We start from the raw sequence: 25385 nt of genomic DNA on the forward strand, positions 1-25385 counted from the left end.
TTGGGATGACAAGATACTTATTTAAACACAAAAACGGTTCAAGTTTGCACCTGAACCGCTATTGCTTTTATACATTGTTAGGCACTGGGCTTTCCAACTATAAAACTGTAATTATTTCATCTTCGGGTAATCTAGATTTTGGAGTTTTATCGGTTGTATTAAAATCACTTTCAGTTCTGTAACCTATTGAAATCGCTGTTATAGCTGTAAATCCCTTTTCTCTTAAACCAAATTCTTCATCTAATACTTTTATGTCAATTCCTTCCATAGGGCAAGCATCAATGCCAAGAGTAGCAACACCTAGTAAGAAATTACCAATATTTAAATACACTTGTTTTTCCATCCAATGTTGTAAATCTTTCAAATCGTATTTATGGATGTCGGCAAAAACATTTCTACCTCCATTTACATTTTGTTTTATTTCATCATTTGGATATCTTCCGTCTTTGTCTTCAGATTCTAGCAGCTTTTGCATATACTCTTCATCAGCAGTTATTCTTGAACAAAATAAAACTACGTGAGAGGCATCTAAAACTTTTGATTCATTAAATATGAAAAAATCCTGTGTCCCTTTGGCCATTCGTTTTTTACCTTCTTCGGTCTCAGCAATTACAAAATGCCAAGGTTGAAGATTGGTACTCGAAGGACTCATCCTTAAAATCTCTTTTACCTTAGCAAAATCAGAGGATGATATTTTTTTGTTAGCATCAAAAGATTTTGTAGAATATCGCCAATTTAATGTTTTTATAATGTCCATAGTTTCTTGTATTAAAATTTACCGTTACTATTTTTCCATTCACCTTTTGGCAGAATAGTTTCCATTACATCCCAATGTTCAGCTATTTTTCCATTCTCAACTCTAAACAAGTCATAAAACGAGGTGTGTTTATCTCCAAACGTACCTTCGCTAATAGTCAATATAAAATTACCTTCTCCTAAAACTCTATGCACTTTGTTATATTTCATTATAATACCTTGAGAAGCCATGTACTCCAATGCCTTTCCAAGTCCTGAAAGTCCATCTGCAATTTGAGGGTTGTGTTGGATATAATTGTCGCCATCAAAATAACCAGCCAACTTTTCCATTTTACCGTTTACTAAGATGTCATTCACGAAATTATTGACCAATGCTTTATTTTCTTCAGTTTTGTTAATGTCCTCAATTTCAGTTGTCCCGTCAATCATAGTATGTCCACTTGGATTTGGATTTAAAGGCTTTTCTTGCAAATTATCCCAATGTTCAACTATTTGTCCATTTTCGAACCTAAAAATATCGAAACCGATTTTTGGTCCAAAAAAGTTATAATCGGTTTGAGTAAAAACAAAATCGCCATCTTCGAAAGTTCTAATTGTGTTTACTTTAGCTGAGTTTGGAGGAAGTTGTTGCAATAATGCACCAAATCCTGCAAGTCCGTCTGCAACTCCAAGATTATGTTGAATGTAATTGTTTGGGTTAATGTATCCTGCTGGTTCTTGAGCACCAGTCTCAATGCTTTTTAAAAGAGCAATTACTTTTTCTTTGTTTGAAATTTCCATTTTTTCTTCTTTTTTATTGTTTGAAATTGTTTTTTGACTATTACAGGCTGTAAAACCTATTGCCAAAATTACCGTTGCACTTAATAGTATCTTTTTCATTATTAGTTGTTTTAAATTGATACTACAAAGTTGCAATCAAGTAGAAGAAAAGAAACGATAAAAAAAGTCCTTTGAATGATACTTTTACGCCAAATTGAATTCTGCTCTAAATTCAACAGGTGTTTTGTTAGTATGTTTTTTGAAGTGTTTAATGAAGTTAGTTGGTTCTTCAAAGCCTAATAAAAACCCAATTTCCTTTATACTTTCGTTTGTATGAGCCAATAATCTTTTTGATTCTAACAGAACTCTACTGTCAATGATATTTTTAGGTGTTTTTCCAAAAACTTTAGACGTAGCTTGATTAAGTCTTTTTGGTGTCAAATGCATTTGTTGACAATAAAAGCTAACCTTTTTATGGTTTACGAAATTGTCATCTAATAAGGTTTTAAATAACAATGCTAGTTCAAGATTATTATCTTTTTTTAATTCTATAAAACCTTGTTTTTTTCTTTCTCTTTCGGAATGCAATAAAAGGTTTCTTAGGTCATTTCGTAAAATATCTGATTGGTAGTTATCTTTCAGGTTTTGCGATTCAATTTTTAATTGCTGAAATGTTGTTTCGATAATTGAATTTGATATATTGATTTGAGAAATAGAAAGTAAATCATTAAACAAAATACTGTTTCTTATAAATTGTGTATCAGCAGTGGTCTTGCAAAAAAAATTATCTGTAAATAAAATTGCTTTTCCTTTGAATCTTGTTTTGTAATCGAAAAGTTGGACACTATTTTTGTTAATAAACAGTAATGAGTTCGGTTTAATTTTTATTGGATTGAAATCGACCAAATGTGTTGGCTTGCCTTTTTGAAACCATAAAATTTGATAGAATTCTGACCTATGCGGTTTTTTGATTTCTTCAGAGAATTCGTTAAAAAGAAAGTCGAAATCTATAATTTCAAACTCTTGAGGAAGTCCTTCTTTGAAATCGTATTTTTGAATCTTTTCCTTCAATTTGTTTTTAGTTCTGTTGTTTTCTTTCGCCTTGTGCCTAACGTGTTTGTATATGGTTTGTTACGTGTTTTAAGCAACTAATTTAGTAAATAATTACCGACCAAGAAAGTCCGCGAGGACTTTCGTAAATTAGCAAAAACCAGCAATAAAGTTTATACGGCTTAAGTTAGCATTTTATAATAAAAGACTAAATTTAAGTATATAAATCAGAAAGAATAAAAGAGAGAATTAAGGTTAATATACACGGTGAAGCCAAGACTTCGAAAACATTGATAATCCTCTCTCTTTTCTACTAAGAATCACGTTCAGTTCTGTGAGACCTAGATCTCGATTTCAAGTTGTTGTGAGTAAAAGTAGGTTATTCTTTCATAAATCAGTTCTTATGAATAAATATAAGGAAATTTTTGGAGTTGACATCAGTAAATGTTTTGACCCCTATAAAACAAGAGTAATCTTTTAAATTTCGATTATTAATTAAGCTGTTAAATTTTTCATCATAATTAGATGTTTATCTGTATTCCATTTTTCCATTGGGGTTATACGTCCCAACAATCCGTGAAGTCTTCTATTGTTATAAAATTTCACGTATCGTTTTAATATTTGCTCTATTTCACCAAAATATTGATAGTCGAACCTTTTAAAAACTTCTTTTTTTAATATTCCGTGATACGCTTCTATATGTGCATTTTCCTCAGGTGTTGCAATGTGTGTAAATTCTTGTTGTACTCCGATTAAACCTAAGTATTCACGTACTCTTTTAGCTATAAATTGGCTTCCATTATCACTTCTAATAACTACATTATTGGGGTAATCATAATCTTGAAACAACTCAGATAGTAATGTAATAACGTGATGCTGTTTAATGGTAAAAGAAAAATAGTCTTTTAGTATTCTACGAGTATGAACGTCTATGACCGAGAGTAAATAAGCATTCTTTCCTACACTTGGTATCCAAACCATTTTTATATCCATTTCCAGGCATTCTAAGGGCTTAGAAGTGTGAACTTTTCTGAACTTTACAAACTTGCGTCCTGAACCACTTCTATCTATCCTATTATCTAGTTTGAGTAAGCCTTCTTCTTTCATAATTCTATATAGTTTTTTATGATTTATAGTGTACCCCTCTCTTTTTAAATAGCTGGTCATTAATCGATAACCACAATCTATAAACTCATGCTGTAAAATTTCTTTTATAGCTGCAACTACATCGTTTTGTAATACAAAGCCTTTGGTCTTATGAAAAGTTTCTTTAGTTGGCTTATTTCCTTTTTTACCACCACTAGGTTCTCTGTAGTAACTACTCTCTACAATACCTACCATTTTTAGGATTTTTGTTTTGCTACACTTATATTTTTTATAAATTGCATTGACTAAATCTTTCTTGGATCGGACGTTCCAAACTTTTTTTTTAAAAGTTCTCGTTGTACTTCAAGCTCAATTTCTCTATCACTTAATAATTTTCTTAAAACTCGATTCTCTTCTTCTGCCTCTTTAAGTTCTTTACTCTTGGTATCATAAGTTACCTTCAAACCTGCTTCTCCTTTGTGCTCAAACTTCTTTCGCCAACTGTAAAATGTTCCAGTGCTTACACTGTATTTTCGGCAGGCTTCTACAATACCTATTTCTTCTGAAACTGATAGAATTTCTAACTTCTGTTCTAATGTCCATTTCTTGTATTTCATATCTCAAATATATTAGTTTTGAAATTTAAAATATCACTCCGAACTATTAAGGGGCTAAACTAGTAAAGACGTTTTTGATGTTTATGGAAGTACAAATGGTCATGATCAATTTAAAAATGATGAATTAGGGTTTAAAACCTTTTTAAAAGTTTACCTAAAAACTCATTAGTTATTATGGAAGCAACAGGTTATTACCATTACAGATTAGCTCAGTTTTTATACAAACAAAGCATTTTTGTATCGGTGGTAAATCCTTTGTCTGTAAAGCGTTTTATCCAAATGAAATTATCTAAAGTAAAGACGGATAAAAGTGATGCAAAGGCTATCTGTGAATATGGAAGTATCAATGAAGTTCCATTGTATACGGCTCTTACTAATGTTCAGAGTGAGTGTTTACAGTTGTTTAGGTTATTAGATAGTGATATTAAAAAACGCACAGCGGTTAAGAATAAAATCCACGGAGAAGAAGTTTTAGGGATTCCCTCTAAGTGGGTTTATGGTTCATTAAAACGGACTAAAAAACATTTAGACAAAGAGATTTTAGGAATCGAAACAAAAGTACTATCATTAGTAAAACAAGACCAACAAGCACAGTTAACATTGCTAACTAGTATTCCAGGAATAGGATTGAAAACGGCATTGTTTTTAATTGTAATTACTGATGGATTTAAGAAATTTGAAACAGCTTCACAATTATGTAGTTATGTAGGAATTACTCCAACGATAAGAGTATCTGGGAGTAGTGTACGTGGAAGAAGTAGAATAAGTAAGGTTGGAAATAGGAAGTTACGCAACCTCTTGTTTCTCTGTGCTTTTACAGCTTGCAAGCATAATAAAGGATGTCGCGAGATTTATGAGCGAATTGTTAACAAGGGTAAGAGTAAGAAATTGGCTTTAATAGCGGTTTCAAATAAATTGATAAAACAGAGTTTTGCTATTGCAAAATCAGGTTTACCATATGACGAAACGTACGTTTCTGTTTTATCAAAATAAGTAGTATTTACATAAAAAATAAAAGCTCAAAATACGAATTCATAGCATTATGAGCCTAAAATAATAGTGCGTAAATTTAATGAAGAAAAGAGTTGTTTTTTAGCTCAGTTCTTTGTTGTGCATAGTTTTTTTACTCTTCTTTTAATTCCTTCAAATCAATTTTTCTAAAATATCTATTCTCTTTATAGTTTTTTAAACAATATTCTAAATTAGTTTTCCCTAATCTTTTTTGGGTATTGTTTTCAACAGAAGCCTTAGCTATGAAATAACTGAATTCAAGTTGATTGTCTTTAAATTTCTTTTGACCTTGTTGAAAAAAAGCAATTCCCATTTCGGTATTTTTAAGATCATTAATATAGAAATCATAGTTTAGCCCCTTAATAGTTCGGAGTGATATTTTAAATTTCAAAACTAATATATTTGAGATATGAAATACAAGAAATGGACATTAGAACAGAAGTTAGAAATTCTATCAGTTTCAGAAGAAATAGGTATTGTAGAAGCCTGCCGAAAATACAGTGTAAGCACTGGAACATTTTACAGTTGGCGAAAGAAGTTTGAGCACAAAGGAGAAGCAGGTTTGAAGGTAACTTATGATACCAAGAGTAAAGAACTTAAAGAGGCAGAAGAAGAGAATCGAGTTTTAAGAAAATTATTAAGTGATAGAGAAATTGAGCTTGAAGTACAACGAGAACTTTTAAAAAAAAAGTTTGGAACGTCCGATCCAAGAAAGATTTAGTCAATGCAATTTATAAAAAATATAAGTGTAGCAAAACAAAAATCCTAAAAATGGTAGGTATTGTAGAGAGTAGTTACTACAGAGAACCTAGTGGTGGTAAAAAAGGAAATAAGCCAACTAAAGAAACTTTTCATAAGACCAAAGGCTTTGTATTACAAAACGATGTAGTTGCAGCTATAAAAGAAATTTTACAGCATGAGTTTATAGATTGTGGTTATCGATTAATGACCAGCTATTTAAAAAGAGAGGGGTACACTATAAATCATAAAAAACTATATAGAATTATGAAAGAAGAAGGCTTACTCAAACTAGATAATAGGATAGATAGAAGTGGTTCAGGACGCAAGTTTGTAAAGTTCAGAAAAGTTCACACTTCTAAGCCCTTAGAATGCCTGGAAATGGATATAAAAATGGTTTGGATACCAAGTGTAGGAAAGAATGCTTATTTACTCTCGGTCATAGACGTTCATACTCGTAGAATACTAAAAGACTATTTTTCTTTTACCATTAAACAGCATCACGTTATTACATTACTATCTGAGTTGTTTCAAGATTATGATTACCCCAATAATGTAGTTATTAGAAGTGATAATGGAAGCCAATTTATAGCTAAAAGAGTACGTGAATACTTAGGTTTAATCGGAGTACAACAAGAATTTACACACATTGCAACACCTGAGGAAAATGCACATATAGAAGCGTATCACGGAATATTAAAAAAAGAAGTTTTTAAAAGGTTCGACTATCAATATTTTGGTGAAATAGAGCAAATATTAAAACGAAACGTGAAATTTTATAACAATAGAAGACTTCACGGATTGTTGGGACGTATAACCCCAATGGAAAAATGGAATACAGATAAACATCTAATTATGATGAAAAATTTAACAGCTTAATTAATAATCGAAATTTAAAAGATTACTCTTGTTTTATAGGGGTCAAAACAAATCATAATAAGATTCCAAATTTGCATTTAGAATTCTATTTTCTAAATCGTCTTTACTGTTCATTATTTTATTTGCAAGATAATTAGCTTTTTCAAAATCACCAATTTGCTTATTATAAAAAAATAGAGTGTGTGTTTGTGTTGGATATCCATTTACTTTTGAATCGTATTCAATAATTTGATTGAGTGCTTTTTTATTTTTGGTATTTATACTCATTTGTATTAAAGAATAAAAATCAACTTCTTTAATTTGAGTTTCAATTCCATAGAGCTTTTTATTCTTTGAATGATAAAGTTTAAGATATTCTCTTATGTCAAAATTTTCTTTATTCGATTCTATATAGAAATCTTCAATGTTTCTGTATTCATTAAAGAGGAATTTTATGCCTTGTATCAAAGATATTGCTGGCATTTCATTATGGTTAGCATTAAATTCACTAATTTTTAAATTGTTATTAAAAACTTTGCCTTTTAAGTCTTTTGCAAATTCATTAAAATCATAATCTTTCGTGCCATAGCCAATAAATATATTTGTCTTTTTATTTGTGGTTAAATAAGGCTCTATTTTTCTTTTAAAATTTTCGGATTCTCCGCTCAATGAAAGTGAGATAATCCCATTAAATGGATTGTTTTTTTGAAATGGTAAACATATTACAAAGTGAGCTGTATTTGAGTGTCCTATAATTGAATTATATCCTGAAGTATTGTATTTTGTGTTTATGTAAGGAACAACATCTTCGAACAAGAAGTTTTTTAGTTTTTCAGAACCCTCCAAATAAAAAGTTTCATCTCCATCTGAGTATTTACTAAAATTAGGTGTTGTTTCCTTATTTCTATTATTATGATAAATTCCAACAACTATTGATTGAGGAATGACATCTGTCGCAACATCATAATCATTCTCTATGGTTAGTTTGCTTAATTGGTCAACATATTTTGCTGTTAAATCAAAAAGACTATATCCGTCCAAAGTATAGATAACTGGATATTTTTTTGTGATATCGTAATTTTTAGGCAAAAATATTTTTATAATTCTATTTTCATTTGGAAAATATTCTGATTTTAATTCGACTATATTATATTCTAAAGAACTTATTTCGATTTTACTTTTCGTTTGACCAAAAGCAAATGATGTAATTAGGAAAAAACTAAAAATATTAATTATCAATTTCATATATGTATTCTGTAAAATTATGCACAACGTATTTGTGTTATGAAAAGTTGCGATTAAAGTGAACGGCTATTTTCCGCAGGAAAATAGAAGTGAATAAAAAAGCAACAACTTTTGGTAAAGCACTAATTTAGCAATTTTTACTACACGTTGTTGGCTAAAGTACTTTTTTTGTTAAAATCGTATATAATTTTTCATTGACATAGTAATTTCCTGTTCCAAGTTTCTGTTTTGTTAGAATTCCGTCTTTCGCAAGTCTATTTAAATAATTAGCAGCTGTAATTCTTGATACTCCTAAATCTCTTTCTATAAACTCAATTTTTGTGTATGGATGTTGAAATAAATTATTCAATAAATCTTGACTATAAAATTTATAATTATTTCTAATTATGTGTTTATATTCAAGCATTAATTTCTGAATATCTTTTATTAGAATTATAGTTTGTTTAGAGGTTTGCTCGACTGCTTTGATAATATAGATTAACCAATTTTCCCAATTGTCAGTTATTCTAACTTCTTGTAATAATTCATAATATTTAGCTTTATTTTCGATAATGAACCTACTCAAATATAAAATAGGTAAATCGAGTAAATCTTTCATTACTAAATAAAGCACATTAATAATTCTTCCTGTTCTACCATTACCGTCATAAAAAGGGTGGATACTTTCAAATTGATAATGTATAATAGCCATTTTTACTATTGGGTCAAAGTCAGATAAAGTATCGTCATTAATAAATTGTTCTAAATTAGACATTAAATTTTTTATAGTTTCAGGGTCTTGTGGCGGAGTATAAACTGTTTCTCCAGTTTTAGCATTTTTTAATGCAGTTCCAGGAACTTTTCTAAAACCAGCATTGTTTTTTTCTAATTCAGATTGTATTTGGATAATGTCATTATTTGTTAAAATATTTCTTTTTGAAATTAATGAATACCCAATTTTTAATGCAGAAATATAATTTTGAACTTCTTTAGCATCTAACGATTTTACTCCATCTAAATTTAGTTCAGCTTTATAAAGATCATCGTGTGTTGTGATGATATTTTCAATTTCGGAACTATCTTTTGCTTCTTGTAACCCTAAAGTATTGATTAGGATATTTTCATTTGGAATACTAGATACTAAACCTTTTAATTCAGCTAATGCTCTATGAGCTTCATTTAATTTTTTAAGAACATTTTTTGTTTCAATGTCTTTTTTTAAAGGAAGTTTTTCAAGTTTAAAGTCATTCATAATGATAAGAAATTCTATTTTTCTTAACAAAGGTAATTTATAATGATAAGAAAATGGACTTTTCTTTACATAATAATTTTAAATGATAAGTTATTTTAGTTTTCTTTACATTATATTTTTCGAGCTCACTGAGGTATTTTTGCTAACGTGTTTGTATATGGTTTGTTGCGTGTTTTAAGCACCTAATTTAGCAAATACATACCGAATAGAAAATTCGCGAGGATTTTCGTAAGTAGGCTAGAACTAGCAATAAATTATATACGGCTTAAGTTAGCATTTTATAATAAAAGACTAAATTTAAGTATATAAATCAGAAAGAATAAAAGAGAGAATTAAGGTTAATATACACGGTGAAGCCAAGACTTCGACAACATTGATAATCCTCTCTCTTTTCTACTAACAATCACGTTCAGTTCTGTGAGACCTAGATCTCGATTTCAAGTTGTTGTGAGTAAAAGTAGGTTATTCTTTCATAAATCAGTTCTTATGAATAAATATAAGGAAATTTTTGGAGTTGACATCAGTAAAGACGTTTTTGATGTTTATGGAAGTACAAATGGTCATGATCAATTTAAAAATGATGAATTAGGGTTTAAAACCTTTTTAAAAAGTTTACCTAAAAACTCATTAGTTATTATGGAAGCAACAGGTTATTACCATTACAGATTAGCTCAGTTTTTATACAAACAAAGCATTTTTGTATCGGTGGTAAATCCTTTGTCTGTAAAGCGTTTTATCCAAATGAAATTATCTAAAGTAAAGACGGATAAAAGTGATGCAAAGGCTATCTGTGAATATGGAAGTATCAATGAAGTTCCATTGTATACGGCTCTTACTAATGTTCAGAGTGAGTGTTTACAGTTGTTTAGGTTATTAGATAGTGATATTAAAAAACGCACAGCGGTTAAGAATAAAATCCACGGAGAAGAAGTTTTAGGGATTCCCTCTAAGTGGGTTTATGGTTCATTAAAACGGACTAAAAAACATTTAGACAAAGAGATTTTAGGAATCGAAACAAAAGTACTATCATTAGTAAAACAAGACCAACAAGCACAGTTAACATTGCTAACTAGTATTCCAGGTGTTTTGACCCCTATAAAACAAGAGTAATCTTTTAAATTTCGATTATTAATTAAGCTGTTAAATTTTTCATCATAATTAGATGTTTATCTGTATTCCATTTTTCCATTGGGGTTATACGTCCCAACAATCCGTGAAGTCTTCTATTGTTATAAAATTTCACGTATCGTTTTAATATTTGCTCTATTTCACCAAAATATTGATAGTCGAACCTTTTAAAAACTTCTTTTTTTAATATTCCGTGATACGCTTCTATATGTGCATTTTCCTCAGGTGTTGCAATGTGTGTAAATTCTTGTTGTACTCCGATTAAACCTAAGTATTCACGTACTCTTTTAGCTATAAATTGGCTTCCATTATCACTTCTAATAACTACATTATTGGGGTAATCATAATCTTGAAACAACTCAGATAGTAATGTAATAACGTGATGCTGTTTAATGGTAAAAGAAAAATAGTCTTTTAGTATTCTACGAGTATGAACGTCTATGACCGAGAGTAAATAAGCATTCTTTCCTACACTTGGTATCCAAACCATTTTTATATCCATTTCCAGGCATTCTAAGGGCTTAGAAGTGTGAACTTTTCTGAACTTTACAAACTTGCGTCCTGAACCACTTCTATCTATCCTATTATCTAGTTTGAGTAAGCCTTCTTCTTTCATAATTCTATATAGTTTTTTATGATTTATAGTGTACCCCTCTCTTTTTAAATAGCTGGTCATTAATCGATAACCACAATCTATAAACTCATGCTGTAAAATTTCTTTTATAGCTGCAACTACATCGTTTTGTAATACAAAGCCTTTGGTCTTATGAAAAGTTTCTTTAGTTGGCTTATTTCCTTTTTTACCACCACTAGGTTCTCTGTAGTAACTACTCTCTACAATACCTACCATTTTTAGGATTTTTGTTTTGCTACACTTATATTTTTTATAAATTGCATTGACTAAATCTTTCTTGGATCGGACGTTCCAAACTTTTTTTTTAAAAGTTCTCGTTGTACTTCAAGCTCAATTTCTCTATCACTTAATAATTTTCTTAAAACTCGATTCTCTTCTTCTGCCTCTTTAAGTTCTTTACTCTTGGTATCATAAGTTACCTTCAAACCTGCTTCTCCTTTGTGCTCAAACTTCTTTCGCCAACTGTAAAATGTTCCAGTGCTTACACTGTATTTTCGGCAGGCTTCTACAATACCTATTTCTTCTGAAACTGATAGAATTTCTAACTTCTGTTCTAATGTCCATTTCTTGTATTTCATATCTCAAATATATTAGTTTTGAAATTTAAAATATCACTCCGAACTATTAAGGGGCTAAACTACAAATATTCATTTCAAGTCCAAAAATTTTTTCAGATTGTTGGTTAGCCCAAAAACTATAAAGGACATTTGATATAGCTAATATTCCAACTATTAATGTTAAAGGTTTACTCATTTATTTAATGTTTTAGTTAATATTTCCTTCTATTTCGAGTTTTTTTATCAATGAATGGCAACGTTGTTGTATATGGTTTGTTGCGTGTTTCAAGCAACTAATTTAGTAAATAATTACCGACCAAGAAAGTCCGCGAGGACTTTCGCAAGTAAGCAAAAAGCCAGCAATAAATTATATACGGTGTTGCCCACAGTATTATTCCTCAATATTTGTAGTAGTTTTAAATTCATTGTTTGAACCTTTTATTGTTTCTAAAAAATCGTTCATTTCTTTCGTAAGTAATAAATATTCTTGTTTTTTCCAAAATTCTGAACTAAATGGTTTTTTAAATTTAAAAATGTCTTTGTTAATTGATTGTTTTTTATTTATTTCAATTTTGTTTTGTTCTAAAACAATAAAAGAATATGATACATTATAAATATTTTTCACGCCATCTTTATCAATAACTTCGGTTTCAGCGTTTATTTTTGCTTTATGAATGAAATACTTATTCCAATTAGTATTTTCTTTAAAAAAAATTGATTTCCCATAACTTGTCGTTCTGTACTTAATTCCTCTGTTTTCTGTGTAAGAACTTGTGGTATCTATTTGTTTTAGGTGAAATTCTGTAAAAGCATTATTATTTTTGTTTATTAGATAATGTCCTTCGTTTTTAGATTTACTTTCTGACTTTGGGAAAAATGAATACTTTACAAAATTTTTGTCTTTTGATACGTTTTCATTGAAATCATATTCTTTAATATTAAGACCAACTCCACCAATTTCGTCAAATATTTGCTTTAAATTATACATTTTAAAGTAAACATCTTCTTCGTAAATTCCAGCTTTTCTTACATTCCTAATATTTGCCATATAATTTTTTTTTGGCATAGGTTTTTCAGATGTACCAAAAAGTGTTTTACGATTTACAATACCATTCAAATCTTGTATCTTTAGTAACTTTCCGTTTTTTCTTATATAACATCTTAAAAAAAATGTTTCTGAATAAGGTTCAGTAGGATAGTTGTCTGCTACAGATTTATATACTTTTATAATTGGATTTGTATTACTTAAAAAAATTTCATCTAATTCCTCAAACTTGCTTTTTAGGAATATTGTGTCATTATTTATTTTTTTAAAAGTCGTGTATATCTGTTCGTAACCAATTAATCTAATTTTAATTGAATCACTTTGAGAAGTGAATGAAAATCGTCCTTCAGAATTTGTTGAAGTGAAATTATTTTTATTATAAATATCAACATATTCAATAGGTTCTTTAGTTTCGTAATTCAATACAATTCCTTTCAATCTATTCTGACTAAATGATTTGTTAATTACTGAAATTATTAATATTAGCAGGATTTTTTTCATATTGTGGGCAACGTATTTTTGTATGGAAAGTTGCGATTTTTGTGAACGAGGAATTTCCAACGGAAATTCAGAAGTTTACAAAAATGCAACAGCCTTTGTTTAAGCTAAAAGTAGCAATTTTTTATACAAGTTGTTGGCAAATGCGTGATTTTTTTATTTCGTTCAACTTTTTCATAATTTTCTTTTTTTTCAAAATTCAAACTCTGAGTGAGAATTCCGTAAACTTGCTAAATTCAGAGTTTGAGTAAGAATTCCACCATTTTGTTTTTCCGTATTTTGCTAAATTCCGCAAACTTGCTAAATTCAAGGCTTGAGTGAAAATTCCGCAATTTTGGATTTTCAGTGTTTGAGTAAATTCCATTTTATTAAATTTTTCAAACTCTCCAATTTTTACAAAATTTCACGAGCGAGAGATTGTTCCATAAATTTTAAATTTCTACATTTTCCGAAATTGGGTTTTGAAAAGAGAGGAAAAGCAAGAAGTAAATTTATAAAACAGACTTTATTTCGGCGCCTTTCCCGAGTTTTTGCCAACGTTGTTGTGTATGATTAGTTGCGTGTTTTAAGCACTAAAGTTAGTAAATAAAACACAGATAGAAAGTCCGCGAGGACTTTCGTAAATTGGCTAAAACCAAGCAATTAATTATACACGGCTTAAGTTAGCATTTTATAATAAAAGACTAAATTTAAGTATATAAATCAGAAAGAATAAAAGAGAGAATTAAGGTTAATATACACGGTGAAGCCAAGACTTCGACAACATTGATAATCCTCTCTCTTTTCTACTAACAATCACGTTCAGTTCTGTGAGACCTAGATCTCGATTTCAAGTTGTTGTGAGTAAAAGTAGGTTATTCTTTCATAAATCAGTTCTTATGAATAAATATAAGGAAATTTTTGGAGTTGACATCAGTAAAGACGTTTTTGATGTTTATGGAAGTACAAATGGTCATGATCAATTTAAAAATGATGAATTAGGGTTTAAAACCTTTTTAAAAAGTTTACCTAAAAACTCATTAGTTATTATGGAAGCAACAGGTTATTACCATTACAGATTAGCTCAGTTTTTATACAAACAAAGCATTTTTGTATCGGTGGTAAATCCTTTGTCTGTAAAGCGTTTTATCCAAATGAAATTATCTAAAGTAAAGACGGATAAAAGTGATGCAAAGGCTATCTGTGAATATGGAAGTATCAATGAAGTTCCATTGTATACGGCTCTTACTAATGTTCAGAGTGAGTGTTTACAGTTGTTTAGGTTATTAGATAGTGATATTAAAAAACGCACAGCGGTTAAGAATAAAATCCACGGAGAAGAAGTTTTAGGGATTCCCTCTAAGTGGGTTTATGGTTCATTAAAACGGACTAAAAAACATTTAGACAAAGAGATTTTAGGAATCGAAACAAAAGTACTATCATTAGTAAAACAAGACCAACAAGCACAGTTAACATTGCTAACTAGTATTCCAGGAATAGGATTGAAAACGGCATTGTTTTTAATTGTAATTACTGATGGATTTAAGAAATTTGAAACAGCTTCACAATTATGTAGTTATGTAGGAATTACTCCAACGATAAGAGTATCTGGGAGTAGTGTACGTGGAAGAAGTAGAATAAGTAAGGTTGGAAATAGGAAGTTACGCAACCTCTTGTTTCTCTGTGCTTTTACAGCTTGCAAGCATAATAAAGGATGTCGCGAGATTTATGAGCGAATTGTTAACAAGGGTAAGAGTAAGAAATTGGCTTTAATAGCGGTTTCAAATAAACTGATAAAACAGAGTTTTGCTATTGCAAAATCAGGTTTACCATATGACGAAACGTACGTTTCTGTTTTATCAAAATAAGTAGTATTTACATAAAAAATAAAAGCTCAAAATACGAATTCATAGCATTATGAGCCTAAAATAATAGTGCGTAAATTTAATGAAGAAAAGAGTTGTTTTTTAGCTCAGTTCTTTGTTGTGGTTAGTTTTTTTTCTATTGTAATATATTCCAATTCCGATTATAGTTAAAATTTCAGCTATTATTGATAAATACGAACCCTCAAAACCAAAAGCTCCGCCATTTATTAAATTACTTTCATTTGTTTTAAATTCAATAATTGAATAAGTGTCTTGACCACTAACATTAAATCCAAGAAGTGTTTGAAATAAATTCCAGCTTAAATGCATTGCAATTGGAAACCATAAGTTTTTAGTGTAGATATATGACAAGCCAAGAACAATTCCCGCTAAGAATAAATCAAATAAAGAGAATAGGCTAATATTCGGATTCAACCCGTGCATTATAGAAAATAAAATTGATGAAAGAATTAGTGCTGTATATTTATTAAATGAACTCATTAGGTTTTTTAAAATATAACCACGAAAAAGAGTTTCCTCAACAATAGCTACAATCGTAAAAAGTAATATTGATTTTATTAATTCTTCCAATTTAAAATTAACTTTTAGAAAAAATATTTCTTTAAAGTAAATTAGTAGAAAATAGCCTATTGTCATTATTATTAGACCAATTATAATTCCAATAATAAAATCTTTCAATCTATTTTTAGTCTGAAATCCAAGTTGAATAAACTGCTCTTTATCTACAAATTTCATAAAAAGCCAAATAATAAAAAAAGTGCCAATTAAATCAAAAAAACTAATTATCAATTGTTCAGTTGACGTTTCTACATATTCTAAATTTCCGAATTCAGTTCCCGCAATTAAAGTTCCAAAATATTGGAATATTCCAACAAAAATAAAATACGATATCATAAATAGAAAGATTCTTCCAGTCGTATTCATTTTCATTCCAATATCTTTCATTTTATTTGAATTATGTTCGGGTTTTTAATTAACCACAACGTATAGTATATGCAAAGTAGGCGATTGCGGGCTTCAAACCTATCAAACCGATAAGATGTTGAAGCGGGCTACAACCGTTGAATTTACTACTATCTCGCCTATTTTGTATATACATCTTAAGTTAGCATTTTATAATAAAAGACTAAATTTAAGTATATAAATCAGAAAGAATAAAAGAGAGAATTAAGGTTAATATACACGGTGAAGCCAAGACTTCGACAACATTGATAATCCTCTCTCTTTTCTACTAACAATCACGTTCAGTTCTGTGAGACCTAGATCTCGATTTCAAGTTGTTGTGAGTAAAAGTAGGTTATTCTTTCATAAATCAGTTCTTATGAATAAATATAAGGAAATTTTTGGAGTTGACATCAGTAAAGACGTTTTTGATGTTTATGGAAGTACAAATGGTCATGATCAATTTAAAAATGATGAATTAGGGTTTAAAACCTTTTTAAAAAGTTTACCTAAAAACTCATTAGTTATTATGGAAGCAACAGGTTATTACCATTACAGATTAGCTCAGTTTTTATACAAACAAAGCATTTTTGTATCGGTGGTAAATCCTTTGTCTGTAAAGCGTTTTATCCAAATGAAATTATCTAAAGTAAAGACGGATAAAAGTGATGCAAAGGCTATCTGTGAATATGGAAGTATCAATGAAGTTCCATTGTATACGGCTCTTACTAATGTTCAGAGTGAGTGTTTACAGTTGTTTAGGTTATTAGATAGTGATATTAAAAAACGCACAGCGGTTAAGAATAAAATCCACGGAGAAGAAGTTTTAGGGATTCCCTCTAAGTGGGTTTATGGTTCATTAAAACGGACTAAAAAACATTTAGACAAAGAGATTTTAGGAATCGAAACAAAAGTACTATCATTAGTAAAACAAGACCAACAAGCACAGTTAACATTGCTAACTAGTATTCCAGGAATAGGATTGAAAACGGCATTGTTTTTAATTGTAATTACTGATGGATTTAAGAAATTTGAAACAGCTTCACAATTATGTAGTTATGTAGGAATTACTCCAACGATAAGAGTATCTGGGAGTAGTGTACGTGGAAGAAGTAGAATAAGTAAGGTTGGAAATAGGAAGTTACGCAACCTCTTGTTTCTCTGTGCTTTTACAGCTTGCAAGCATAATAAAGGATGTCGCGAGATTTATGAGCGAATTGTTAACAAGGGTAAGAGTAAGAAATTGGCTTTAATAGCGGTTTCAAATAAACTGATAAAACAGAGTTTTGCTATTGCAAAATCAGGTTTACCATATGACGAAACGTACGTTTCTGTTTTATCAAAATAAGTAGTATTTACATAAAAAATAAAAGCTCAAAATACGAATTCATAGCATTATGAGCCTAAAATAATAGTGCGTAAATTTAATGAAGAAAAGAGTTGTTTTTTAGCTCAGTTCTTTGTTGGCAGCTGGTTTTATTTATGTTTTTGTCCTAGTTTCTCAATTTTGTTAATCCAATCTTGTCGTTTCTTTTCATTCGATGATTTAATCGGGCCCAAAGCTGTAACCTTTACTGGTTTGATTCCACAAAACTCTAAGATTCCTTTTTTCATTGAATTGTGTCCAGGATTTTTATAAATCAATGAATAATACCATTTAGGCGTATCCATAGTCACAATCAATCTTGCCGATTTACCTTTCAGTAATTTATCCCATAGCAAAGAATTATCTCGATACTTAAAAGCATATTTTGGTAGAAATACCCTGTCTATGAATCCTTTTAATAATGCAGGGTAAGTCCCCCACCAAGTCGGATAGACAAATACCAAATGGTCTGCATCTAATATATCTTGCTGTATTTGTAATAAATCAGGTTCAAGTTCTGTTCTTTTTCTATATCCATAATGCAGATTCAAATCATATTTTAAATCAATCAAGTTAACTAATTTGCAATCTGCTTTTGTCAATTCAGCTCCATTCTTGTAACTAATGGCCAAATCAGCACAAAAACTTTCGCTATCAGGATGTCCGTTAATTATTAATATCTTTTTCATTCTTGCTCGTGTCGTTTCTTAACTTGCTGCCAACGTTGTTGTATAAGCTTTGTTGCGTGGTTTAGGCAATGAATTTACTAAATAAAACACGAACGGCGAAATTCCGGAGGAATTTCCCAAGTGAGCTAAAACTAGCAATAAAGTTTATACGGTGTTGGCAGTAGTTTATATTTTCTTTACTTCAATATATGATGAATTAACTGCACACGCTTTTTTCAAGTCAACTCCATATGCTCTCATAAAAGCGTCAATTAAATCTTTTCCGCCATTTGTAGCAAGTGGATTTCCATATGAAGAAACAAATTCGACACTCATTCCTTTTTCTAATCTTACTCCGTTAGAAATTCTATTACTTTTTACTATTGCTTTAAATAATGCCATTTTATTTGTTTTTTATGATTTGTTTAAGTTTAACTGCTAAATTTTCCTTTTCCAAAATATTACTGAATATTCTTTTGTAGGACAAAAAATGAATATTTTCAGATTCAGAAAAATAATAGCCAATATTCAATTCATTATTCCATTGATTATATTTTTCATAGCAGTTTTCAATTATTTGATTAAAAACATCTTTTCCTTCAAGAATTACAATTTTTGGTTTAGTTATTTTGATTAAAGAAATACAAAACTTGCAAGACTCATTAAAATAATCTTTGAATGAAACTTCAGATTGATTGATACATTTTTTTATTTCAGAAGCTTGACGAGTTATGATGTGATAAAGGTTAGTTTTAACACAATTATTTTCCAATTTAGAAATTACTTCACTCTCTGAAAATCCTGATAATTTCAATAACTCAACTGTTTGCTTTGCTAATGCATATTTGTAATAGTAATCAAAGTGGTCTAAATAAGAAATTCTTTCAGTTTCTAATTTTATTTTGTAATTTTTTTCTCCATTTCCTGCTCCAGGATTAATTCCTATAAATAAAAATTCAGGTTTTTCAATTATTTTTCCGTCAATAACTTCAAAACCATAATATAATTCTTTAGATTTTTCAGATTTTAAAAGTTTTTGATTAATTGAATTTAAATATTTGTAAACTTCATTTTTCCATTTTTCAATATTTTCTTTTTCCATTTTTTTGAGTAATTACTGCCAACGTGTTTGTACAAGGTTAGTTGCGTGGTTTAGTAATAAATTTAATAAATAATTACTGACAAAGAAAATCCGCGAGGATTTTCGTAAGTGAGCAAAAAGCAAGCAATTAATTTTGTACGGTGTTAGAGCACGTTTTTATTTCCTTTTTTGGATAGTTTCATTATAGTGTTTCAATTTGAATTGCCTATCAAGTTCAACCATAATTAGATTTATTAATTCCTTTAAAACTTTAATATCATATTCCTCAAAAAGTTTGTTATAATGCGCTTGGTCGTTCCCCAACCAACTTGCTCGTTCTAAAATTCCTTTTAAGTCTCCTTCATAATATTTTTTAATAACTTCACCCAACCATAGTTTATTTATTATTTCTGCATCTTTTGGATTTGATTGAATTGCCCAATCTTTCACTAAATATTCAACAGATTTCCTAAAACCCATTCCCGCTATTTCATATAATCCTTCATTTTCAGCAGTTAGACTCTGTAGGTATGTTTCAATAAATCTGGATTGTAAGTCCTTTTCTATATCTTCATTATTTCCGCTTTTTAGATTTAATATTGGTTCTGGCCATTCTGGTCCTTTTGGAAGTCCATCTAAAAATCTTATAAATTCATATTTATACCCTTCAAATCTTTCATATAGTATTGGGAAGTGTCGATTGCATTTACTGTGAGTACATCTCCAAAGTGTAATTATTTGCCTATTTTCTTCCAAACTATGGGTATGTTCCATATGTTTAAATTCGGGTTCATTTACCACGTGACAATGTGGACAAATATTCGGTTCTTCTATGTTTATATTTCCAAAGTTCATTTTAAATGTGCTCTAACGTGTTTGTGTATGATTAGTGGCGTGTTTAAACAACTAATTTAGCAAATAAAAACCGAATAGAAAATCCGCGAGGATTTTCGTAAGTAGGCTCTCACTAGCAATGGATTATATACGGCTTAAGTTAGCATTTTATAATAAAAGACTAAATTTAAGTATATAAATCAGAAAGAATAAAAGAGAGAATTAAGGTTAATATACACGGTGAAGCCAAGACTTCGACAACATTGATAATCCTCTCTCTTTTCTACTAACAATCACGTTCAGTTCTGTGAGACCTAGATCTCGATTTCAAGTTGTTGTGAGTAAAAGTAGGTTATTCTTTCATAAATCAGTTCTTATGAATAAATATAAGGAAATTTTTGGAGTTGACATCAGTAAAGACGTTTTTGATGTTTATGGAAGTACAAATGGTCATGATCAATTTAAAAATGATGAATTAGGGTTTAAAACCTTTTTAAAAAGTTTACCTAAAAACTCATTAGTTATTATGGAAGCAACAGGTTATTACCATTACAGATTAGCTCAGTTTTTATACAAACAAAGCATTTTTGTATCGGTGGTAAATCCTTTGTCTGTAAAGCGTTTTATCCAAATGAAATTATCTAAAGTAAAGACGGATAAAAGTGATGCAAAGGCTATCTGTGAATATGGAAGTATCAATGAAGTTCCATTGTATACGGCTCTTACTAATGTTCAGAGTGAGTGTTTACAGTTGTTTAGGTTATTAGATAGTGATATTAAAAAACGCACAGCGGTTAAGAATAAAATCCACGGAGAAGAAGTTTTAGGGATTCCCTCTAAGTGGGTTTATGGTTCATTAAAACGGACTAAAAAACATTTAGACAAAGAGATTTTAGGAATCGAAACAAAAGTACTATCATTAGTAAAACAAGACCAACAAGCACAGTTAACATTGCTAACTAGTATTCCAGGAATAGGATTGAAAACGGCATTGTTTTTAATTGTAATTACTGATGGATTTAAGAAATTTGAAACAGCTTCACAATTATGTAGTTATGTAGGAATTACTCCAACGATAAGAGTATCTGGGAGTAGTGTACGTGGAAGAAGTAGAATAAGTAAGGTTGGAAATAGGAAGTTACGCAACCTCTTGTTTCTCTGTGCTTTTACAGCTTGCAAGCATAATAAAGGATGTCGCGAGATTTATGAGCGAATTGTTAACAAGGGTAAGAGTAAGAAATTGGCTTTAATAGCGGTTTCAAATAAACTGATAAAACAGAGTTTTGCTATTGCAAAATCAGGTTTACCATATGACGAAACGTACGTTTCTGTTTTATCAAAATAAGTAGTATTTACATAAAAAATAAAAGCTCAAAATACGAATTCATAGCATTATGAGCCTAAAATAATAGTGCGTAAATTTAATGAAGAAAAGAGTTGTTTTTTAGCTCAGTTCTTTGTTGGCAACTGGTTTTATATTTCCGTTCCCTTAATTCGGATTGTATTTGCTTTTTTTATGTTTTCAGTTGTCCTTGTTATTAGTTTTACTAAATTAATTTCAATATTTTTATCAGACGTTTTGATTTTATTTGATATAATTTTCAAGATGAAGTTTTCGTCAATTAAATAGTCATTGTAATCTTGGTTAATTACATCTCCATTAATCTGAAAAATAAGTGGTTTACTGTCTAATTCTAAATGTTTTGTAATAAGTTCCTTTAAAGTTATAAATTTTGGAATATAATCCGATTTCATTTTTAGAATAATTTTCCCATAGTATTCTTTTCCGTTAAGAGTATAATTTTCTTTCTCAATATTTATACTTTCTATTTTCTCCGAATTTATTACGTTTAAAATATTTTCATCTCCTACAAAAATTTCATTCACAAAAATTCCAGCTGGTTTTTTGTTAGGATGAAATTTATCTAAAGTATCATTTACGAAAACTTTTATTTCTGAATTTTCTGAATAGTTAGTTTTCGCAGTAGATTTTTTTCCGATAATCTCTTGACTAAACGAATTAAAAGTCACGAACAGTAATATTAAAGCAAAAATAATTTTTCTCATATCTGTTTGGATTTAATAATTCAAATTTAAAATATGTTTAGTTATTTCAAAACTAATAATGAGTGAATGATATTCATTATTGAGTAAACGATACTTTATGGTTAGTCAATCAGTTTCTTGGTTTGGTTAACTTGTTGCCAACGGTTAGTATATGAAAAGTAGGCGATTTAGAAGCGCATACTTTCAGTTAAACACAAAATTTGATGCGAGCCAAAAGCCTTGATATTACTACTATTTTGCCTATTTTTTATATACATTGTTGTGTGTTGTTATTCTTCTCCTATATGTTTTTTGTAAAACTTCCATGCTTCCTTTGCCACATTTCTTCCTAATTCTAATCCTGCTACATTATCGGATTGAATATGATAACCTCCCAATACCCTCGAAATACCAGCCATTTCTGCTGTTTCTGTGAATGTTGGAAATTTCAAAGTAACTGTGTCTCCCAAGTTGTCAGGTTCTGTCATTGCACCTGCTACTAATTGTGCTTCAGAGCCAAATTTGTCACTACCCGTCCACAATTTTAAAGCTTCTGCACAGCCTCCACTAATGGTACTGTGCCCCGATGTATAACTTGGAAAAGGAGGGCATAAAAATGTTTCAGGTGAATAAGGTCTCCATTGATTTCCTTTTATTTCCATCATTCCTTTTCCTTCTCCTCCCCAAGCTTTGATTTTCTGTTCATCATAATATTGATGGACCAATGCATAAGGTCTGGCATAATCGTAAAACATTTTTGAATCCCAAGAAGCTATGAAGGCATCCATGGCAACCACTTGATTATAAAAATACATTTTTACATCCTCATCAAGTGTATGATTATCTCTTCGAGAAACATCTTGGGCAAATTTTAGCCAATGCCCCGCTTGTTGTACAGACTGTGGACCATCTCGCATAAACTCTACCAATGCCTTTTGATAATCTGTTAGGTTGTATTGTAATTCTATAACTTCTCGAACTTCTTTTTCCAGTTGTTCCGAACCAATCATTGGAGGGGGTCCAGGTCGAAATTGGTCTCCTGATTTTAGGGCAATAGGTTTGACCTTGTCCCAAAATGGAGTTAAGCATCCTGGTGCAAATTTTCCACCTTTCCCGTCAGAAAAATACTTAGGTTGCCAGCGGTTAGGGTCAACATTTTTATCAGCGGAATTAACTGGCTCATATCCAACGTAATTAAAATATGGTTCGCCATTAGAACCCGCTTCTTCACCATATTGATTAGAGCCGTCTCCTTTTCGAGCTTCAATTACTGCTTTTGCAGCTAAATTACCAATACCCTCAGGTGTTGTGGGATCCAATGATTTGTTTGTTGGGTCTAAGCCCAATTCTTTCATAAATTCCGCAAACAATGGTTTATCTGAAAAATAGTATTCATTCATTGCTCCAAATGCGGCATAACTAATGGCAATTTCTTTATTTTTCAAGGTCTGTTCTTTTGATGGTCTTCTATCAACGCCTTCAAGATAAACAGGAACAGCTTTTTCGTCATACATCGACCAAGCATCAAATACAGAAACAAATATTAAACCCAAATACCGAGAAGTGACGGTCGGTCTTGGTTTGAATTTTTCAGTATCATTGGCTTGGGCGGTCAATGCCATATATCCCCATTTATAGGCGATATTATCAACTCCTTTAGGTTCAAATGTTTCTGTTGAACTTTGGTGTTCCTTTTGATTTTGGTTCTGTTTACAGCCAAAAAGGATTAGGGATGTAATAAAAAGTAAAATCGTTTTTTTCATTTTTATTTTGATTTGTTTTTTTTAATGACACACAACGGGTTTGAGCATGAAAAGTTGCGACTTTTGAAATCGTAATTTTTCAGGCGTATAAATATATTATTTTTTTGTTTTAGAACCATTCTATTTTACTGAATAAAGCAATTTTTTATGCGCGTTGTTGTATTTTAGTGGCTTTTCATTCCATTGCTAAAAAATCGTACCGATTCAATTCTCAAATCCGCAATAATTGATAAAATCATAAATGTTTCTCTATTTGTTAAAATTTATCATTTTACGTTTTCGTTCTGCTCATTTCTCCGTAGTTTAGCCCCTTAATAGTTCGGAGTGATATTTTAAATTTCAAAACTAATATATTTGAGATATGAAATACAAGAAATGGACATTAGAACAGAAGTTAGAAATTCTATCAGTTTCAGAAGAAATAGGTATTGTAGAAGCCTGCCGAAAATACAGTGTAAGCACTGGAACATTTTACAGTTGGCGAAAGAAGTTTGAGCACAAAGGAGAAGCAGGTTTGAAGGTAACTTATGATACCAAGAGTAAAGAACTTAAAGAGGCAGAAGAAGAGAATCGAGTTTTAAGAAAATTATTAAGTGATAGAGAAATTGAGCTTGAAGTACAACGAGAACTTTTAAAAAAAAAGTTTGGAACGTCCGATCCAAGAAAGATTTAGTCAATGCAATTTATAAAAAATATAAGTGTAGCAAAACAAAAATCCTAAAAATGGTAGGTATTGTAGAGAGTAGTTACTACAGAGAACCTAGTGGTGGTAAAAAAGGAAATAAGCCAACTAAAGAAACTTTTCATAAGACCAAAGGCTTTGTATTACAAAACGATGTAGTTGCAGCTATAAAAGAAATTTTACAGCATGAGTTTATAGATTGTGGTTATCGATTAATGACCAGCTATTTAAAAAGAGAGGGGTACACTATAAATCATAAAAAACTATATAGAATTATGAAAGAAGAAGGCTTACTCAAACTAGATAATAGGATAGATAGAAGTGGTTCAGGACGCAAGTTTGTAAAGTTCAGAAAAGTTCACACTTCTAAGCCCTTAGAATGCCTGGAAATGGATATAAAAATGGTTTGGATACCAAGTGTAGGAAAGAATGCTTATTTACTCTCGGTCATAGACGTTCATACTCGTAGAATACTAAAAGACTATTTTTCTTTTACCATTAAACAGCATCACGTTATTACATTACTATCTGAGTTGTTTCAAGATTATGATTACCCCAATAATGTAGTTATTAGAAGTGATAATGGAAGCCAATTTATAGCTAAAAGAGTACGTGAATACTTAGGTTTAATCGGAGTACAACAAGAATTTACACACATTGCAACACCTGAGGAAAATGCACATATAGAAGCGTATCACGGAATATTAAAAAAAGAAGTTTTTAAAAGGTTCGACTATCAATATTTTGGTGAAATAGAGCAAATATTAAAACGAAACGTGAAATTTTATAACAATAGAAGACTTCACGGATTGTTGGGACGTATAACCCCAATGGAAAAATGGAATACAGATAAACATCTAATTATGATGAAAAATTTAACAGCTTAATTAATAATCGAAATTTAAAAGATTACTCTTGTTTTATA

The 25385-nt window shown here is 30.1% G+C and carries 26 protein-coding genes and 2 pseudogenes; 9 read left to right on the top strand and 19 right to left on the bottom strand.

Features of this window, described 5'->3' with window-relative positions; translation table 11 throughout:
* Positions 1 to 97: 97 nt before the first annotated feature.
* From nfsB to WHD07_RS16700, 5 genes are all read right to left on the bottom strand, one after another.
* Positions 98 to 757 (bottom strand): oxygen-insensitive NAD(P)H nitroreductase, encoded by a 660-nt coding sequence (gene nfsB / locus WHD07_RS16680; protein ID WP_343329309.1) that lies wholly within the window; start codon positions 755 to 757, stop codon positions 98 to 100.
* 11 nt (positions 758 to 768) lie between these two features.
* Positions 769 to 1635 (bottom strand): nuclear transport factor 2 family protein, encoded by an 867-nt coding sequence (locus WHD07_RS16685; protein WP_343329310.1) that lies wholly within the window; start codon positions 1633 to 1635, stop codon positions 769 to 771.
* Between the two features lie 84 nt (positions 1636 to 1719).
* Positions 1720 to 2586 (bottom strand): helix-turn-helix domain-containing protein, encoded by an 867-nt coding sequence (locus WHD07_RS16690; protein WP_343329311.1) that lies wholly within the window; start codon positions 2584 to 2586, stop codon positions 1720 to 1722.
* Between the two features lie 474 nt (positions 2587 to 3060).
* Complete coding sequence (locus WHD07_RS16695; protein ID WP_343330977.1) at positions 3061 to 3948, bottom strand: IS3 family transposase; 888 nt, start codon at positions 3946 to 3948, stop codon at positions 3061 to 3063.
* Positions 3949 to 3956: 8 nt separating this feature from the next.
* A complete protein-coding gene (locus WHD07_RS16700; protein WP_343328339.1) occupies positions 3957 to 4268 on the bottom strand; it encodes a transposase in 312 nt (103 codons plus the stop codon).
* A gap of 61 nt (positions 4269 to 4329) precedes the next feature.
* Here WHD07_RS16700 and WHD07_RS16705 point away from each other — a divergent pair.
* A pseudogene (locus WHD07_RS16705) lies at positions 4330 to 5261 on the top strand (IS110 family transposase); the annotation flags it as partial.
* A 130-nt stretch (positions 5262 to 5391) separates the two neighbouring features.
* Here WHD07_RS16705 and WHD07_RS16710 read toward each other — a convergent pair.
* Positions 5392 to 5670: a hypothetical protein gene (locus tag WHD07_RS16710; RefSeq protein WP_343329312.1), complete on the bottom strand. Its 279-nt coding sequence runs from the start codon at positions 5668 to 5670 to the stop codon at positions 5392 to 5394.
* A gap of 18 nt (positions 5671 to 5688) precedes the next feature.
* Between WHD07_RS16710 and WHD07_RS16715 the strand changes: the two genes are divergently transcribed.
* Positions 5689 to 6000: a transposase gene (locus WHD07_RS16715; protein WP_343328339.1), complete on the top strand. Its 312-nt coding sequence runs from the start codon at positions 5689 to 5691 to the stop codon at positions 5998 to 6000.
* 8 nt (positions 6001 to 6008) lie between these two features.
* Positions 6009 to 6896 carry an IS3 family transposase gene (locus WHD07_RS16720; RefSeq protein ID WP_343331022.1) on the top strand — a complete coding sequence of 296 codons (888 nt, stop codon included), beginning with the start codon at positions 6009 to 6011 and terminating at the stop codon, positions 6894 to 6896.
* A 42-nt stretch (positions 6897 to 6938) separates the two neighbouring features.
* Here WHD07_RS16720 and WHD07_RS16725 read toward each other — a convergent pair whose 3' ends face one another.
* Entirely contained in the window at positions 6939 to 8120 is a 1182-nt protein-coding gene (locus WHD07_RS16725; RefSeq protein WP_343329313.1) for an alpha/beta hydrolase, read from the bottom strand.
* A gap of 154 nt (positions 8121 to 8274) precedes the next feature.
* A complete protein-coding gene (locus WHD07_RS16730; protein WP_343329314.1) occupies positions 8275 to 9351 on the bottom strand; it encodes a Fic family protein in 1077 nt (358 codons plus the stop codon).
* 486 nt (positions 9352 to 9837) lie between these two features.
* On the opposite strand from WHD07_RS16730, the pseudogene WHD07_RS16735 reads away from it, so the two are divergent.
* Positions 9838 to 10437, top strand: a pseudogene (locus WHD07_RS16735) (IS110 family transposase); the annotation flags it as partial.
* 46 nt (positions 10438 to 10483) lie between these two features.
* Here WHD07_RS16735 and WHD07_RS16740 read toward each other — a convergent pair.
* The 4 genes from WHD07_RS16740 to WHD07_RS16755 all read right to left on the bottom strand — a co-directional run bounded on the left by WHD07_RS16740 (position 10484) and on the right by WHD07_RS16755 (position 13216).
* On the bottom strand, positions 10484 to 11371 hold the full coding sequence (locus WHD07_RS16740; RefSeq protein WP_343330977.1) for an IS3 family transposase: 888 nt from the start codon (positions 11369 to 11371) through the stop codon (positions 10484 to 10486).
* Positions 11372 to 11379: 8 nt separating this feature from the next.
* On the bottom strand, positions 11380 to 11691 hold the full coding sequence (locus WHD07_RS16745) for a transposase (RefSeq protein ID WP_343328339.1): 312 nt from the start codon (positions 11689 to 11691) through the stop codon (positions 11380 to 11382).
* 46 nt (positions 11692 to 11737) lie between these two features.
* Positions 11738 to 11866, bottom strand: a complete 129-nt coding sequence (locus WHD07_RS16750; protein ID WP_343329315.1) for a hypothetical protein — start codon at positions 11864 to 11866, stop codon at positions 11738 to 11740.
* Between the two features lie 195 nt (positions 11867 to 12061).
* The gene (locus WHD07_RS16755; protein WP_343329316.1) at positions 12062 to 13216 is read right to left on the bottom strand and encodes a hypothetical protein; all 1155 of its coding nucleotides are present in this window, start codon (positions 13214 to 13216) and stop codon (positions 12062 to 12064) included.
* Positions 13217 to 14091: 875 nt separating this feature from the next.
* Here WHD07_RS16755 and WHD07_RS16760 point away from each other — a divergent pair.
* Complete coding sequence (locus tag WHD07_RS16760) at positions 14092 to 15060, top strand: IS110 family transposase (protein ID WP_343328560.1); 969 nt, start codon at positions 14092 to 14094, stop codon at positions 15058 to 15060.
* 99 nt (positions 15061 to 15159) lie between these two features.
* Here the strand turns inward: WHD07_RS16760 and WHD07_RS16765 are convergent, their stop codons facing one another.
* Entirely contained in the window at positions 15160 to 16023 is an 864-nt protein-coding gene (locus tag WHD07_RS16765; RefSeq protein ID WP_343329317.1) for a type II CAAX endopeptidase family protein, read from the bottom strand.
* Positions 16024 to 16399: 376 nt separating this feature from the next.
* Between WHD07_RS16765 and WHD07_RS16770 the strand changes: the two genes are divergently transcribed.
* Positions 16400 to 17368 (top strand): IS110 family transposase, encoded by a 969-nt coding sequence (locus WHD07_RS16770; RefSeq protein ID WP_343328560.1) that lies wholly within the window; start codon positions 16400 to 16402, stop codon positions 17366 to 17368.
* A gap of 128 nt (positions 17369 to 17496) precedes the next feature.
* Here the strand turns inward: WHD07_RS16770 and WHD07_RS16775 are convergent, their stop codons facing one another.
* The 4 genes from WHD07_RS16775 to WHD07_RS16790 all read right to left on the bottom strand — a co-directional run bounded on the left by WHD07_RS16775 (position 17497) and on the right by WHD07_RS16790 (position 19990).
* Positions 17497 to 18075: an NAD(P)H-dependent oxidoreductase gene (locus WHD07_RS16775; protein ID WP_343329318.1), complete on the bottom strand. Its 579-nt coding sequence runs from the start codon at positions 18073 to 18075 to the stop codon at positions 17497 to 17499.
* A 165-nt stretch (positions 18076 to 18240) separates the two neighbouring features.
* Positions 18241 to 18456: a DUF6140 family protein gene (locus WHD07_RS16780; protein ID WP_343329319.1), complete on the bottom strand. Its 216-nt coding sequence runs from the start codon at positions 18454 to 18456 to the stop codon at positions 18241 to 18243.
* A gap of 1 nt (position 18457) precedes the next feature.
* The gene (locus WHD07_RS16785; RefSeq protein WP_343329320.1) at positions 18458 to 19156 is read right to left on the bottom strand and encodes a hypothetical protein; all 699 of its coding nucleotides are present in this window, start codon (positions 19154 to 19156) and stop codon (positions 18458 to 18460) included.
* 156 nt (positions 19157 to 19312) lie between these two features.
* A complete protein-coding gene (locus tag WHD07_RS16790; protein ID WP_343329321.1) occupies positions 19313 to 19990 on the bottom strand; it encodes a hypothetical protein in 678 nt (225 codons plus the stop codon).
* A 355-nt stretch (positions 19991 to 20345) separates the two neighbouring features.
* Here WHD07_RS16790 and WHD07_RS16795 point away from each other — a divergent pair, with 355 nt between their 5' ends.
* A complete protein-coding gene (locus tag WHD07_RS16795) occupies positions 20346 to 21314 on the top strand; it encodes an IS110 family transposase (RefSeq protein ID WP_343328560.1) in 969 nt (322 codons plus the stop codon).
* Positions 21315 to 21442: 128 nt separating this feature from the next.
* On the opposite strand, the gene WHD07_RS16800 is transcribed toward WHD07_RS16795, so the two are convergent.
* Together WHD07_RS16800 and WHD07_RS16805 are read right to left on the bottom strand one after the other, a co-directional pair.
* A complete protein-coding gene (locus WHD07_RS16800) occupies positions 21443 to 22036 on the bottom strand; it encodes a hypothetical protein (RefSeq protein ID WP_343329322.1) in 594 nt (197 codons plus the stop codon).
* 269 nt (positions 22037 to 22305) lie between these two features.
* Positions 22306 to 23778 carry a vanadium-dependent haloperoxidase gene (locus tag WHD07_RS16805; RefSeq protein ID WP_343329323.1) on the bottom strand — a complete coding sequence of 491 codons (1473 nt, stop codon included), beginning with the start codon at positions 23776 to 23778 and terminating at the stop codon, positions 22306 to 22308.
* Between the two features lie 361 nt (positions 23779 to 24139).
* On the opposite strand from WHD07_RS16805, the gene WHD07_RS16810 reads away from it, so the two are divergent.
* Both WHD07_RS16810 and WHD07_RS16815 read left to right on the top strand, forming a co-directional pair.
* The gene (locus WHD07_RS16810; RefSeq protein ID WP_343328339.1) at positions 24140 to 24451 is read left to right on the top strand and encodes a transposase; all 312 of its coding nucleotides are present in this window, start codon (positions 24140 to 24142) and stop codon (positions 24449 to 24451) included.
* Positions 24452 to 24459: 8 nt separating this feature from the next.
* Entirely contained in the window at positions 24460 to 25347 is an 888-nt protein-coding gene (locus WHD07_RS16815) for an IS3 family transposase (RefSeq protein ID WP_343331022.1), read from the top strand.
* The last annotated feature ends 38 nt before the right edge of the window (positions 25348 to 25385 follow it).

The organism is Polaribacter staleyi (genome assembly GCF_038024045.1).
GTDB classification, from domain to species: domain Bacteria; phylum Bacteroidota; class Bacteroidia; order Flavobacteriales; family Flavobacteriaceae; genus Polaribacter; species Polaribacter butkevichii.